The 13,908-nt window shown below is 32.2% G+C and carries 8 protein-coding genes; all 8 read left to right on the top strand.

The genetic code is table 11. The annotated features are described in order from the left end of the window. Positions 1–26 precede the first annotated feature (26 nt). Positions 27–2,291 (top strand): NADP-dependent malic enzyme, encoded by a 2,265-nt coding sequence (locus AXE80_RS13135; RefSeq protein ID WP_068828112.1) that lies wholly within the window; start codon positions 27–29, stop codon positions 2,289–2,291. A gap of 3 nt (positions 2,292–2,294) precedes the next feature. After that, a complete protein-coding gene (gene ruvA, locus AXE80_RS13130; protein WP_068828110.1) occupies positions 2,295–2,876 on the top strand; it encodes a Holliday junction branch migration protein RuvA in 582 nt (193 codons plus the stop codon). A 55-nt stretch (positions 2,877–2,931) separates the two neighbouring features. After that, on the top strand, positions 2,932–9,957 hold the full coding sequence (gene sov, locus AXE80_RS13125) for a T9SS outer membrane translocon Sov/SprA (RefSeq protein ID WP_169816827.1): 7,026 nt from the start codon (positions 2,932–2,934) through the stop codon (positions 9,955–9,957). A gap of 11 nt (positions 9,958–9,968) precedes the next feature. After that, positions 9,969–10,349, top strand: coding sequence for a glycine cleavage system protein GcvH (gene gcvH / locus AXE80_RS13120; protein ID WP_068828107.1), 381 nt, complete (start codon positions 9,969–9,971; stop codon positions 10,347–10,349). 58 nt (positions 10,350–10,407) lie between these two features. Continuing rightward, a complete protein-coding gene (locus AXE80_RS13115) occupies positions 10,408–10,701 on the top strand; it encodes a VanZ family protein (protein WP_169816826.1) in 294 nt (97 codons plus the stop codon). 51 nt (positions 10,702–10,752) lie between these two features. After that, positions 10,753–11,481 carry an energy transducer TonB gene (locus AXE80_RS13110; RefSeq protein ID WP_068828103.1) on the top strand — a complete coding sequence of 243 codons (729 nt, stop codon included), beginning with the start codon at positions 10,753–10,755 and terminating at the stop codon, positions 11,479–11,481. Between the two features lie 146 nt (positions 11,482–11,627). After that, positions 11,628–12,494 (top strand): hypothetical protein, encoded by an 867-nt coding sequence (locus tag AXE80_RS13105; RefSeq protein ID WP_068828101.1) that lies wholly within the window; start codon positions 11,628–11,630, stop codon positions 12,492–12,494. 248 nt (positions 12,495–12,742) lie between these two features. Further along, positions 12,743–13,774, top strand: a complete 1,032-nt coding sequence (gene trhO, locus AXE80_RS13100) for an oxygen-dependent tRNA uridine(34) hydroxylase TrhO (RefSeq protein WP_068828099.1) — start codon at positions 12,743–12,745, stop codon at positions 13,772–13,774. Positions 13,775–13,908: the final 134 nt, after the last annotated feature.

Genomic DNA, 13,908 nt, shown 5'->3' with positions numbered 1-13,908 from the left:
ATATTTGTCTCAACTAATTATTGAATATGAGTTATACTAAAAAAGAACAAGAAGCTTTAGATTACCATGAGAAACCCCAACCAGGTAAAATTAAAGTAGTACCTACAAAAAAATACGCAACACAAAGAGATTTGGCATTGGCTTACTCTCCAGGAGTAGCAACTCCGTGTTTAGCAATTGAAAAAAATCCAGAGGATGCATACAAATATACTTCTAAAGGAAATTTAGTTGCCGTAATTTCAAACGGTACTGCGGTTTTAGGATTAGGGAATATTGGTGCATTAGCAGGAAAGCCTGTAATGGAAGGAAAAGGATTATTGTTTAAAATCTTTGCAGATATTGATGTTTTTGATATTGAGGTAGATACCGAAGATGTTGATAAATTTATTGAAACAGTAAAAGCAATTGCTCCAACTTTTGGAGGAATTAACTTAGAAGATATTAAAGCACCAGAAGCTTTTGAAATAGAAAGAAGGTTAAAAGAAGAGTTGGATATTCCTGTAATGCATGATGACCAACATGGTACTGCTATTATTTCTGCGGCTGCATTAAAAAATGCTGTTGAAATAACAGAAAAAGATATTGCTAAAGTAAGAATAGTAGTAAATGGTGCAGGAGCTGCAGCTATTTCTTGTACTAAATTATACAAAGCTTTAGGAGTTTCTCCAGAGAATATCTTAATGTGTGATAGTAAAGGAGTAATTAGTACCAAGCGTGATGATTTAAATGAGCAAAAGCAAGAGTTTGCTGTAGAAACTGAGTTTACAACTTTAGAAGATGCAGTAAATGGGGCAGATGTATTTATCGGTTTATCTGTGGCAGGAGCTTTAACTCCAGAAATGTTAAAAAGCATGGCACCAAACCCTATTGTGTTAGCCATGGCAAATCCTACTCCAGAAATTGATTACGATTTAGCACTAGCAACTCGTGATGATGTAATTATGGGTACAGGTCGATCTGATTTCCCTAACCAGGTGAATAATGTACTAGGTTTTCCATTTATTTTTAGAGGAGCTTTAGATGTTAGAGCTACTTCTATTAATGAGGAAATGAAAATGGCAGCAGTACATGCTTTGGCAGATTTGGCTAAGAAAAATGTACCTGAGCAAGTAAATATTGTTTACGGAGAAAAGAATTTACAATACGGAAGAGAATATATTATTCCTAAACCATTTGATCCAAGGTTAATTTATGAATTGCCACCGGCAATTGCTAAAGCAGCTATGGATAGTGGTGTGGCTAAAAAACCGATTAAAGATTGGGATGCTTATGTACATGAGTTAATGGAGCGTTCAGGGTCTGGAAGTAAGTTTGAGCGTATGTTGGTTAGTCGTTCTCAAAAAGATCCTAAACGTGTAGTGTTCCCAGAGGCAGAACATTTAAATGTGTTAAAAGCAGCTCAAATTGTATCTGATGAAGGAATTGCAAGACCTATTTTATTAGGAAATGTAGAGTTGATTACTGCTTTAAAACAAGAGATAGGTTTTGATACTGAGGTTGAAATAATCGATCCTAAGAGCGAAGAAAATAAAGATAAGGTAAATGCTTATGCAGAAAAGTATTGGGAAAAACGAAGACGTAAAGGTATTCGTTTATTAGATGCTCAAAAGCATATGATTACTCGTAATTATTTTGCAGCCATGATGGTAAATGTAGGAGAAGCAGACGCAATGGTATCTGGATATTCTAGAAATTATCCATCTACAGTAAAGCCAATTTTTGAAACGATTGGAAAAAGACCAGCAGCTTCAAGAATTGCAGCGGCAAACATTATGATTACTGCCAAAGGGCCATTAATTTTTACAGATACAACTGTAAATATAGATCCAAGTTCGGAAGTTTTGGCAAATATTGCAGAGTTGGCTAGTGGTATGGCAAAAATATTTGCTATCGAGCCTCATATTGCAATGCTTTCTTATACTAACTTTGGTGGAGTAGAAAGTCCAGGGGTTGCTAAAGTTCAAAAAGCTGTAGAAATTTTAAAAGAAACAAGACCTGATTTAAATGTTGATGGACCTATTCAAGCAGACTTTGCATTGAACCATGAAATGTTAGAAAAACAGTTCTCTTTTTCTGATTTAGTAGGGAAAGAAACTAATACCTTTGTTTTTCCTAGTTTAGATGCAGCAAACATTTCTTATAAAATGATTAAGGAATTGACAGATGCAACATCCATTGGGCCAGTGTTGATGGGGCTTAACAAACCCGCACATGTAGTTCAGTTAGGAGCAAGCGTAGAAGAAATTGTAAATATTACTGCTGTTGCGGTAATTGATGCACAAAATCAATAATGAATGATTACCCATTTAAAAGGTAAACTTGTAGAAAAAAATCCAACCTACGCCATTGTGGAATGCAATGGCGTAGGTTATTTTTTAAATATATCTTTAAACACATTTTCTCAAATTCCAGACAGTGAATTGGTAATGCTATATACCCAATTAATTGTAAGAGAAGATGCACATACTTTGTATGGATTTATTTCTATATTAGAGCGAGAAATTTTTAAGTTGCTAATATCCGTTTCTGGAATTGGGCCTAGCATTGCTAGAACCATGTTGTCATCATTAACAACCGAAGAAATACAAAAAGCATTGGCTACAGAAAATGTAGCATTAATACAGTCAGTTAAAGGAATTGGGGCCAAAACTGCACAAAAAGTGATTATTGAATTAAAAGATAAAATAGTCAAAACATATGATATGGAAAATATTGTTGTTTCTGCAAACAATAGTATTAAAGAAGAAGCGTTATCTGCTTTAGAAGTATTAGGTTTTGTTAAAAGACAAGCTGAAAAAGCAGTCACGGCTATTTTAAAAGAAACGCCAGATTTAGATGTTGAGAAATTGATAAAACTAGCTTTGAAAAAACTATAAACTAAACATTACATTGAAAAACTTTTCCCGAATAATAATTCTATTATTAGGTCTTGTGGTAACATACAATAGTTACGGACAAGAAAAGGAAAATGATACTATAAATTTAGAAAATAAAACACCAACTTATACTTTTGACAACCTGTCTGAAGGTGTTTTATATCTAAAAAATCCAACTGAAAAAAAGGTTGAATATGATCCTAAAATTGGACGCTATATAGTTAGAGAAAAAATAGGAAACTCTAGCTTTACTACTCCAAAATATCTAACTGAAAAAGAATATCAAGATTATAGATTAAAAAAAGATATTCAGGATTATTTTAAGGAAAAATCAAGAGCAGTTGATGGAATTAGAGACAATTCCGAAGAGGATCAAAAAGATTTATTACCTACTTTTTATGTAAATAATGATTTTTTTCAAACCATTTTTGGAGGTTCAGAAATTAAATTAATCCCTCGAGGTTCTGTTACCCTTCGTTTTGGTCTGTTATATCAAAATGTAGAGAATCCTTTATTATCCGAAGAAAATAGAAAAAGTTATACTCCAGAGTTTGATCAACAAATAAGAGCGAGTTTAACGGCTAAGGTTGGAGAAAGATTAACCGCAGATATTAATTATGATACCCAATCTACTTTCTCTTTTCAAAACCAAGTAAAGTTGGCTTATGAACCTACAGAAGATGATGTAATCCGAAGCATTGAGGTTGGTAACGTAACCATGGACGTTAAAAACAATTTAATTAGTGGTTCACAAAGTTTATTTGGGGTAAAAACAAAATTACAATTTGGAGCTACTAGTGTTACAGGAGTTTTTTCTCAACAACAATCTCAAACCAAAAATGTAATTGCAGAAGGTGGATCGGCCTTGTCTCAATTTGAATTAAGAACTACTCAATACGATAATAACAGACACTTTTTTATTGCTCAATATTTTAGAAATAGATATAACGATGCTCTAAAAGAATTGCCATTAATTAATTCTGCTGTTCAAATAACAAAAGTTGAGGTTTGGGTAACAAATAGAAATACCAATACCCAAGATGTTAGAAATATTGTTGGTTTGGTAGATTTAGCAGAATCTGGAACGGATAAATACGATAATTCACAATCTAACATAACTAATACTACTCAGGTAACAGAATCTCCAAGTGCTTTGCTTGTTCCTAGAAACGAAGAAAACAGTTTAAATCAATATATAGGAACTCAAAACAATCAATTAAGAGATGTTCAAAATGTGCCTTCTGTACTATCTGGTTTTAAACAAGGAGCAGAATATGCTATTGTAGAGAATGCTAGAAAATTAACTCCTAATGAGTTTACATATCATCCTCAGTTGGGGTATGTTTCGTTAAATTCTCGTTTAAACGATGGGGATGTTATGGCTATTGCCTATGAATATACTTATAACGGACAGGCTTATAGAGTAGGGGAATTGTCTACAGACGGAATTGAAAGTGATAAAAATATTGTGGTAAAGTTGATAAGACCACAATTGATAGATACCAAAGCGATTGTATGGAATTTAATGATGAAGAACATTTATTCTTTAGGAGCTTATGACATGCAAAGAGATGGTTTTCGTTTGGATTTATTATATAGAGATGATGCTACTGGACAAGCAACAAATAACTTGTTAAATGCAGAAGAAGAGGCTATAAAGAATAGAACAATATTAAATGTAACCAACTTAGATAGGTTAGATGCTAATAACAATTTAACAAGACCGAGTGGAACTAGTTACAAGGGAGATGGTTTCTTTGATTATGTAGAAAATTTAACAGTTGACTCTAAAAACGGAAGTATTATTTTTCCAACCATTGAACCTTTTGGTAGAGATTTAAAGGCTACTTTAACCAATGTTGTTGATCAAGATAAATATGTTTTTGAGGAGCTGTATACAACCACAGCATCTGTAGCAGAAAATGATTTTCAGAATAAAGACAAATTTTTAATCAAAGGACAATACAAGTCTAGTGCTTCTGATGGAATTTCTTTAGGTGCTTTTAATGTACCAAGAGGATCAGTTACTGTTACTGCAGGAGGAATTGTTTTGGTTGAAGGTATAGACTATACCGTTGATTATTTTGCGGGTAGGGTAAAAATTATCAATCCATCAATAGAAGCTTCTGGTCAAGCGGTTAACGTATCATTAGAGAATAATACCTTTTTTAATCAGCAAAGAAAAACATATGTAGGGTTTGATGTAGAGCATAAGTTTAGCGATAATTTTGTATTGGGAGCAACTTATTTAAATATTAGTGAAAGACCAATTACCAATAAAGTACAATTTGGGCAAGATCCTATCAACAACTCTATGTATGGGTTAAATTTTAACTATAGTACGGAAGTACCAGTGTTAACAGATTTAGCTAATTATTTACCCAATATTGATACCGATGCAGCATCTAATATTTCTGTAAGAGGAGATATCGCTTATCTAAGACCAAACACACCATCTAGTATAGATATTGGTGGAGAGGCTACTACTTATATTGATGATTTTGAAGGAGCGCAAATTCCAATCAATGTAGGAACGGCTCAAAATTGGTCATTGGCAAGTGCGCCTGTTGGTTTTGATGGATTGGATTTTGGTGTTGGCGCTGATGGAGAGGCTAATAGTAACAGTCTTGATTATGGTAAAAAGCGTGCAAAATTAGCATGGTATACTATTGATCAATTATTTTATAGTAATACTTCATTAAAGCCAAGTAATATAGATCCTAACGAATTGTCTAGGGCAGAAGTAAGACCAGTGCAAAGTCTAGAATTGTTTCCTGAAAGAAATTTAGATATTACACAAAGAACCAATATCCAAACTTTTGACCTTACTTATTATCCTAATGAGCGTGGTCCTTATAATTATGATGTTCCATCAAATCCAAATAAGCCAGAGGAACTTAACAATCCAGAGGAACGTTGGGCGGGTATTACAAGAGGGTTAACTACTACAGACTTTCAAAGATCAAATGTTCAATATATAGAGTTTTGGGTACAAGATCCTTATGAAAATTATAGTATTACCAATAGCGAAGGAATTGTAACAAACCCTAATCCTACCAATCAGAACGGAACCTTATATATCAACTTAGGAAGTATTTCTGAAGATATATTAAAAGATAACAGAAAAGTTTTTGAAAATGGATTGCCAGAAAATGGAGATCTTTCTAGTGGAGTAGATCAAACCAATTTGGCTAATATTCCAACAGAAAAATCTTTGTTATACGCTTTTGATACTGGAGATGATACCAGAAGAAATCAAGATGTTGGTTTAGACGGGATGAGCGATGCTGAGGAAAAAAATAGATTTCCAGACCTAGCTAGTTTAAGCGATCCTTCTTCGGATAACTATCACTTTTTTAGAGGTAGTGATTTGGATAGTCAAAATGCATCTATTCTAACCCGTTACAAACATTATAACAACACAGAGGGGAATTCACCAACCGCTGCTTTGTCTCAGGAGTCTTATCCAACTTCTGCAACTAATAATCCAGATGTAGAAGATGCGGATAGAGATCAAACCATGAATACCTTAGATGCTTATTGGCAATATAAAATTGATTTGTCTCAAAACAATTTAAGCAAAACCACTAACCCTTATATTTTTGACGAAAGAAGAACTACGGTAACTTTAGAAAACGGAACAGAAAAGCAGTTTAAATGGTATTTGTTCAGAGTTCCTATTTCTAATGGTAGAGCTATCAACGGAATCAATAGTTTTCAATCCATACGTTTTATGCGTATGTTTTTAACAGATTTTGAAATTCCTGTTGCCTTGCGTTTTGCACAACTACAGTTGGTAAGAGGGGATTGGCGTATTTACGAGAAAATTATTGATGAAAATGATGTGTTGACAGATAGAGGTTTAACCGATACTGAAAACATTGTAGAAACAGGAACAGTTAATATTGAGGAAAATGAAAATAGAGTTCCTATCAACTATATTTTACCTCCAACCATTGTTAGGCAAAATTTACAAGGAACTTCTAACGTATTACAGCAAAACGAACAATCATTAAGTGTTACGGTTGATAAATTAGAGGAAAACAATACCATTGGAGTTTACAAAAATGTAAATGTTGATATGCGTATGTTTAAGCGTTTAAAAATGTTTATTCATGCCGAAGAATTGGCTGCTAACACTGTAAATGATGATGACTTAGTTGCGGTGGTTAGATTGGGAAGTGATACTAATGATAACTATTATCAAATAGAAATTCCTTTAAAGCTGACTGATGTTCCAAATTTTGGAGTTAGTAATGCTTTGGGAGCTTATGCTGTTTGGCCAGAAGAAAATAATTTAGATATTTCTTTAACAGATTTAACTAGTTTAAAACTAAAAAGAGATGCAGATGGTGAGAGTGCATTGGCTGTTTATCCTGCAACTGTAGATAATTCTCAGGTAGCTTTAAGAGTAAAAGGTAGCCCAAACTTATCTAATGTAAGAACCATTTTTATGGGGGTTAAAAACAAAGATGTTACTGCAAAGTCTGCTGAGGTTTGGTTTAATGAATTAAGAATGTCTGGTTTTGATAATAAAGGAGGATGGGCAACTAAAGTTTCTGCCGATGCTAATATTGCTGATTTCGCAAAAATATCTTTAAACGGAGGATATCAATCTATTGGTTTTGGTAGTATCGATCAAAGTGTAAACGAAAGAAGTCAAGAAGAAATTAAAAACTATAGTGTTAACACTAGCGTAAATGTTGGTCAGTTATTACCTAATGATTGGAATGTTAAAATTCCAGTAAACTATACTGTTTCCGAAGAAATTAGAACCCCTAAGTTTGATCCTAAGTACGAAGATGTACTTTCTAAAGACACTAAAGATATCAATCCAAATAGTAGTAGTATTGATATTAAAAGTAAAAGGAGAAGCATTAGTTTGATTAATGTAAAAAAGGATAGAAGTGATGGATCTATTAGAAAGCCTCAGGTTTATGATATAGAAAACTTTAGTGTTTCTTATAGTTATAGCGATGCGATAAACGAAAGTTATACCATAGAAACAGATGTTAAACAAACGGTAAACGCTTCTGCTAACTATGCTTTTAAGTTTAAACAAATAGAGGTAACTCCTTTTAAAAACACATCATTTCTTGATAATAAGAATTTAAAAATAATTAAAGATTTTAATTTTAATTTATTGCCATCATCAATTGGGGTGAATAGTGGAATTAAAAGAAATTACAGTGAATATAAAACTAGAGATTTATTAAATACTACATCAACAAGTGGTAGTATTCCTATTCCTACATTAAAGCAACGTAACTTTATGTTTGATTGGGATTATAATATTGGATACCAATTAACAAGTGCTATTAACGTGGCTTTTAATGCAAGTAATAATTATATCTATGATACTTTTGAGAGAGATGGAACTCCAGAAGAAGAAATAGAAAGTTTAGACTTATATTCTAACTTTTTTAATATTGGTAGGCCAAGTAATTATGCTCAAAGTTTAACAGCTAGTTATAAACTTCCTATTGACAAACTTCCGTTTTTAAGTTTTATAAATGCAGATTATTCTTATTCCGGGAATTTTAATTGGCAGGCAGCTTCTCCATCATTTGTAGAAAAAGTAGGAAATACAATCCAAAATGGACAAACTCATAACTTTACAAGTAATTTAAACTTCTCTAAGTTTTATACAGAAATAGGGTTAAAAAAATTGTTTTCATCATCATCTAAAAAATCTAGATTGCCAGCCGTAGGAAGAGGTAAAAAGAAAGATGGCGCTACAGTAGGAGATTTTATTTATGGTTTGTTAAGTTCAATTAAAACAGCAAAATTAAGTTATAATAGAAATACAGGAAGTTCTTTAAATGGATATGTTCCAGAAATAGGGTTTTTAGGAAGGAATAAATACAACGGAAGTTATGCTCCAAGTTTAAGTTATGTTTTTGGACAACAAACAAACATACTTCAAAATGCAGTAACTAACGGATGGTTGTTAGGTAGATCTGGAGCAACAACAGATGTTATATACAATAAAAATTATGCTCAAAATTTAGTGACAAGTGCAAATTACGATGTAACTATTAAGCCAATTAACGATTTAAATATTCAGTTAACCGGAAACAGAACTTATTCTAGTAGTTCTCAACAACAAATAGATTATATCACTGGAAATAGTAGTATTGAAAGCTCTAAAGTAAATCAATATGGAAATTTTAATATTTCTTATTCATTAATTAAAACAGCAGTTAATACCAATGCAGATGAATTGTTTAATACTTTTTTAAGTAACAGGTCTAAAATAGTAGGAGCAATCCATCCTAATTATCAAGCTGAAATAAGTGGAGGAAATGGTACTCTAGCCCAAGCATTAAATAGTCAAGAAGTATTGATGCATTCATTCCTTTCAGCTTATAGTGGTAATGATGTGGTGAGTAGTGATAAAACTATTTTTAAGAAAATGCCTATTCCTAATTGGCAGTTAACTTATAGAGGGTTGATGCGTTTAGGGTTTATTAAAGATAATTTCAGCAACTTTACCTTAACACATGGGTATAATTCATCATATACCATTAATAACTTTTCGAGTAACTTAAATTCAGATACGTCTAATCCATTTCAATCTAGCTTAATTTATTCAGGGATCACTTTGGTAGATGCTTTTTCTCCATTAATTAAAGTAGATGTTAAGTTAAAAAATTCACTATCATTTAGAGGAACTGTTAATACTAGTAGAACTTTATCATTGAACTTAAATAATACAACCTTGTCCGAGGTCTTAGGAAATGAATATGTGTTTGGAATTGGTTACCGAGTTAAAGACGTAGCAATTAAAACAAGGTTCTTAAAGCAAAGAAGAACTTTAAAAGGAGATATTAATATAAAAGCAGATGTTTCTTATAGAACAGATGTTACGAGTATTAGAAGTATAGATGCATCGGCAAGTCAGCCAGTAGGAGGACAAAATTTATTAGGAATTAAAGTTGCCGCAGATTATAATTTAAGTCGTAATTTTACCGCAAGTTTGTATTACGATCAAAACGTGTCTAGTTATGCAATTTCAACATTGTACCCAAGACAATCTATCAATACAGGACTAAGTATAGTATATAACCTAGGAAATTAAAAAATAAAGAAATGAACTTTCCACAAGAATTAAAGTACACAAAAGACCACGAGTGGGTAAAAGTAGAAGGAGATGTAGTAGTTATTGGAATTACAGATTTTGCTCAAAGTGAATTAGGAGACATCGTTTATGTTGATGTTGATACTTTAGATGAGACAGTTGAAGCAAATGAGGTTTTTGGTTCTGTAGAGGCTGTAAAGACAGTATCAGACTTATTTATGCCTATTACTGGAGAAGTAGTTGAGTTTAATGAAGAGTTAGAAGATGAACCAGAAGTGGTAAACGAAGATCCATACGGAAAAGGATGGATGATTAAAGTAAAACCAAGCGATATTAAGGATGTTGAAGATTTATTAGATGCTGAAGCATATAAAGAACTTATTGGAGCGTAACAGCTTGTTTTTTGCTATCAGTTCTAGTTTATTAGTCCTAGTTTTAAGCTTGATAAATATGGAAGGAATTCCAAATTTCAAGTACTCTTATACAGATAAGTTTGAACATGTTTTTGCTTATGCAGTAATTTCATTTTTTTGGATGTTATCTTGTAAATTAGGCAAAGTAAAGCTTAGTTTTTTAGCGTTATTTTTAATAATTATAGCATATGGTATAATTATTGAGTTATTACAAAGCAGTGTAACGAGTAGCAGAACTGGTGATTTACTTGATGTTATGGCTAATTCTATAGGAGTAATTTTAGGCTATGTTTTTTTAAAATTACTTAACCGTATATATTTGCAAGTCTAATTCTAATTTCGTTATTTTAGCAAACTAAAATTCAATTCAACTGAATAAACAATGGAAGTTAAAAAGAATCCTAAATCTAATCTTGAAAATTTTAGCAAAGTTTTTACATTGCTAGGATTGGTTTTGGCTCTATATATAGTCTATGTGGCTATTGAGAGTAAGACCTACGACAGAGTTGTAGAGGAACTACAATCAGTAACCCTACAATCAGACGATGTAGAAACAATGGTTATGACTCAAATCAAACCACCATCGGCGCCACCACCGCCACCACCACCACCGCCACCACCATCTCCAGAGCAATTTGAAAAAGTTGAGGATGATGTTGAGATAGAAGAAGTAGTGATTCAAACTACAGATGTGGAAATTGAAGATGTTATTGATATTGAGGCTGTAGAGTATAGCGATGAAGGTGAAGAAGTAACATACGAAGATGTACCTTTTGCCGCAATTCAGAACCCTGCAATTTTCCCAGGATGTGAAAAAGCCAAAGACAAAAAAGCTTGTTTTAGTGAGAAAGTAAATAAGTACATCAGTAAAAATTTTGATATTGGTTTGGCTGAAGAATTAGGACTTAGTGGAGTTCAAAGAATGGCAGCAATGTTTAAGATTGATATCAATGGTAAGGTTTCTGATGTTAGAGTTAGAGCTCAGAATCCAGAACTTCAGAAAGAATTTGAAAGAACCTTAAAAGGTTTACCTCAAATGGTTCCTGCAAGTCAAAACGGAAGAAAAGTAAACTTGCTATTCTCTTTACCTCTAGTATTTAGAGTAGAATAGAAAAAATATAATTTTTAAAAAGCCTCATGATTATTAATCATGAGGCTTTTTTTATGCAAAAAACTGAAAAATATCAACTGCGAATTTTCGTAGTTTTTTTAACCCAAAGGTTAGAGGTCTTTTTTTTAATTTTAAAATAAAATGCTATGAAAAACATTTTAAAATTAATTACGTTAATGACAACTTCTCTATTTGCACAGTCTAAAGGAGATATTGCTTTTATTGGATATAATGCAGATGGAGATGATGATTTTGCAATTGTTGCATTGTCAGATATCCCAGCGGGTACTACAATTTACTTTACGGATAGTGAGCCTAATGTAAGTGGTACAGGGATGATAGATGATTCTGAGGGAGTTCTTACTTGGGTTGTGGGAGAATCCATACTTACTGCAGGAACTGTAGTGACTTTTACAGATACTGATAATGATACAAATCCCGCATTTGGAGCTTCAAATGGAACTATTACTAGAAGTAATGCAGGTTTTCTTTTGACAGCTAGTGAAGGTGATAATATTTTTGCCACATTAGGAAATCCTGCTTCAGATGAAGTTACAGTTTGGCTTGCTGGTTTTGAGTATAGGAATACAGGGCAAGGAACAAATTTTTCGCAAACAGGTTTAACTGTAGGTGTAAATTATTTGGTGATTAATGATACAGCAAGTAAAGATGGTGGTCAGTATACTGGGGTTAGAACAGGAAAAACAATTAGTGAATATAGAGATTTAATTAATAATGAGGAGAATTGGGACACAGAAACGGAAGATGGTGAGTCTGTTCTTCCTTTTAATAGTACAAATTTTGAGTTGGTGTCATTGTTTAATTCTATCAATACAATTCCTGGACTAAAACTATCAGTAGAAAATAAAAAAATAACCACAAATATTGGTAGTATTATTAATGTTTGTGATGTGTTAGGAAAACAAGTTGTAAATCAAGATTTACCTCAAGGAATTTATTTGGTCACAGTTAAACAAGAAGAGAAAATGGAGGTATATAAAGTGGCCATCTAGTTGAATCAAAAATAATTTTAAAAAAGACCATTTTTATAATGGTCTTTTTTATTTGTGGCATGCCGTTTGTATAATACTAATTAGTTTAGAAATAGTTTTTCATAGTTTTAGTTTAAGAATTGCCTTTAGGAATATAGTCCTAAAGGCAATTCTTTTTATGGGGGATAATATATATTGCTGCTTCGTCATGTTTAAATTGTTTCCCTATCTTTGCAACAAATTTTAATGTTTAACTAAATTCATATAGCATGCAACTGTATAATAAGTTAAGCGCAGAAGAACGTGCGCAACTAATTGACGAAGCGGGTAAAGACCGTTTAACTATTTCTTTTTACCAATATCATCAAATTGGTAATCCACAAGTTTTTAGAGATCATTTATTCATCACCTGGGATCAATTAGAGGTTTTAGGAAGAATTTATGTAGCCAAAGAAGGGATTAATGCCCAGTTATCTTTGCCTGCTGATAGATTTCATGAGTTTAAAGAGCATTTAGATAGCATATCGTTTTTAAAAGATATAAGGTTGAATATTGCTGTTGAGCAAGACAATAAATCATTTTTAAAATTAAAAGTTAAGGTTAGAGATAAAATTGTAGCCGATGGTTTAAATGATGATTTGTTTGATGTAACTAATAAAGGAGTGCATTTAGATGCCGAAGAGTTTAATAAGTTGTTGGCAGATCCTAATACTATTTGTGTGGATATGCGTAACCATTACGAAAGTGAGATAGGTCATTTTGAAGGAGCGATTACTCCAGATGTAGATACCTTTAGAGATTCTTTAGATATTATAGAGGCTGACTTAAAAGATCATAAAGAAGATAAAAATTTATTAATGTACTGTACAGGTGGAATTCGTTGTGAAAAAGCTAGTGCATATTATAAATACAAAGGGTTTAAAAATGTATTCCAACTAGAGGGTGGAATTATTGAATATACTCGTCAAGTAAACGCGAAAGGAATTGAAAATAAATTCAAAGGGAAAAACTTTGTTTTTGATCATAGAAAATCTGAAAGAATATCAGAAGATGTAGTTTCTAACTGCCATCAATGTGGAGAGCCTTGTGATACACATGTAAATTGTGCTAACGAAGCTTGTCATTTACTTTTTATTCAATGTGATTCTTGTAAAGAAAAAATGGAAGAATGTTGTTCTGATAATTGTAAAGAAATCAATGCTTTGCCGTATGAAGAGCAAAAAGAATTGCGCAAAGGAAAATCTAATAGTAATAAGATTTTTAAAAAAGGGCGTTCAGAAGTTTTAAAATTTAAGAAATAAGTTTTTAAACGATAAGCTGATAGTACGCGATTAGTTTTACTTTCTGTTAGAATAATTCTATCTTTAAAAATTGATAAAAAAATTAACATTGAGGTTAGTTTTGTTTTAATTATGAATCTTACACATAGTGTGAA

Origin of the sequence: Wenyingzhuangia fucanilytica, assembly GCF_001697185.1 — a bacterium.
Classification (GTDB): Bacteria; Bacteroidota; Bacteroidia; order Flavobacteriales; family Flavobacteriaceae; genus Wenyingzhuangia; species Wenyingzhuangia fucanilytica.
The sequence above is the reverse complement of the archived record's forward strand: the minus strand, read 5'-3'. Positions and strand labels throughout refer to the sequence as shown.

Bases quoted from the DNA above. Each gene is read 5' to 3' on its own strand.
- AXE80_RS13135 (WP_068828112.1), top strand. From the start codon at position 27: ATGAGTTATACTAAAAAAGAACAAGAAGCTTTAGATTACCATGAGAAA.
- ruvA (WP_068828110.1), top strand. From the start codon at position 2,295: ATGATTACCCATTTAAAAGGTAAACTTGTAGAAAAAAATCCAACCTAC.
- gcvH (WP_068828107.1), top strand. From the start codon at position 9,969: ATGAACTTTCCACAAGAATTAAAGTACACAAAAGACCACGAGTGGGTA.
- AXE80_RS13115 (WP_169816826.1), top strand. From the start codon at position 10,408: ATGGAAGGAATTCCAAATTTCAAGTACTCTTATACAGATAAGTTTGAA.
- AXE80_RS13110 (WP_068828103.1), top strand. From the start codon at position 10,753: ATGGAAGTTAAAAAGAATCCTAAATCTAATCTTGAAAATTTTAGCAAA.
- AXE80_RS13105 (WP_068828101.1), top strand. From the start codon at position 11,628: ATGAAAAACATTTTAAAATTAATTACGTTAATGACAACTTCTCTATTT.
- trhO (WP_068828099.1), top strand. From the start codon at position 12,743: ATGCAACTGTATAATAAGTTAAGCGCAGAAGAACGTGCGCAACTAATT.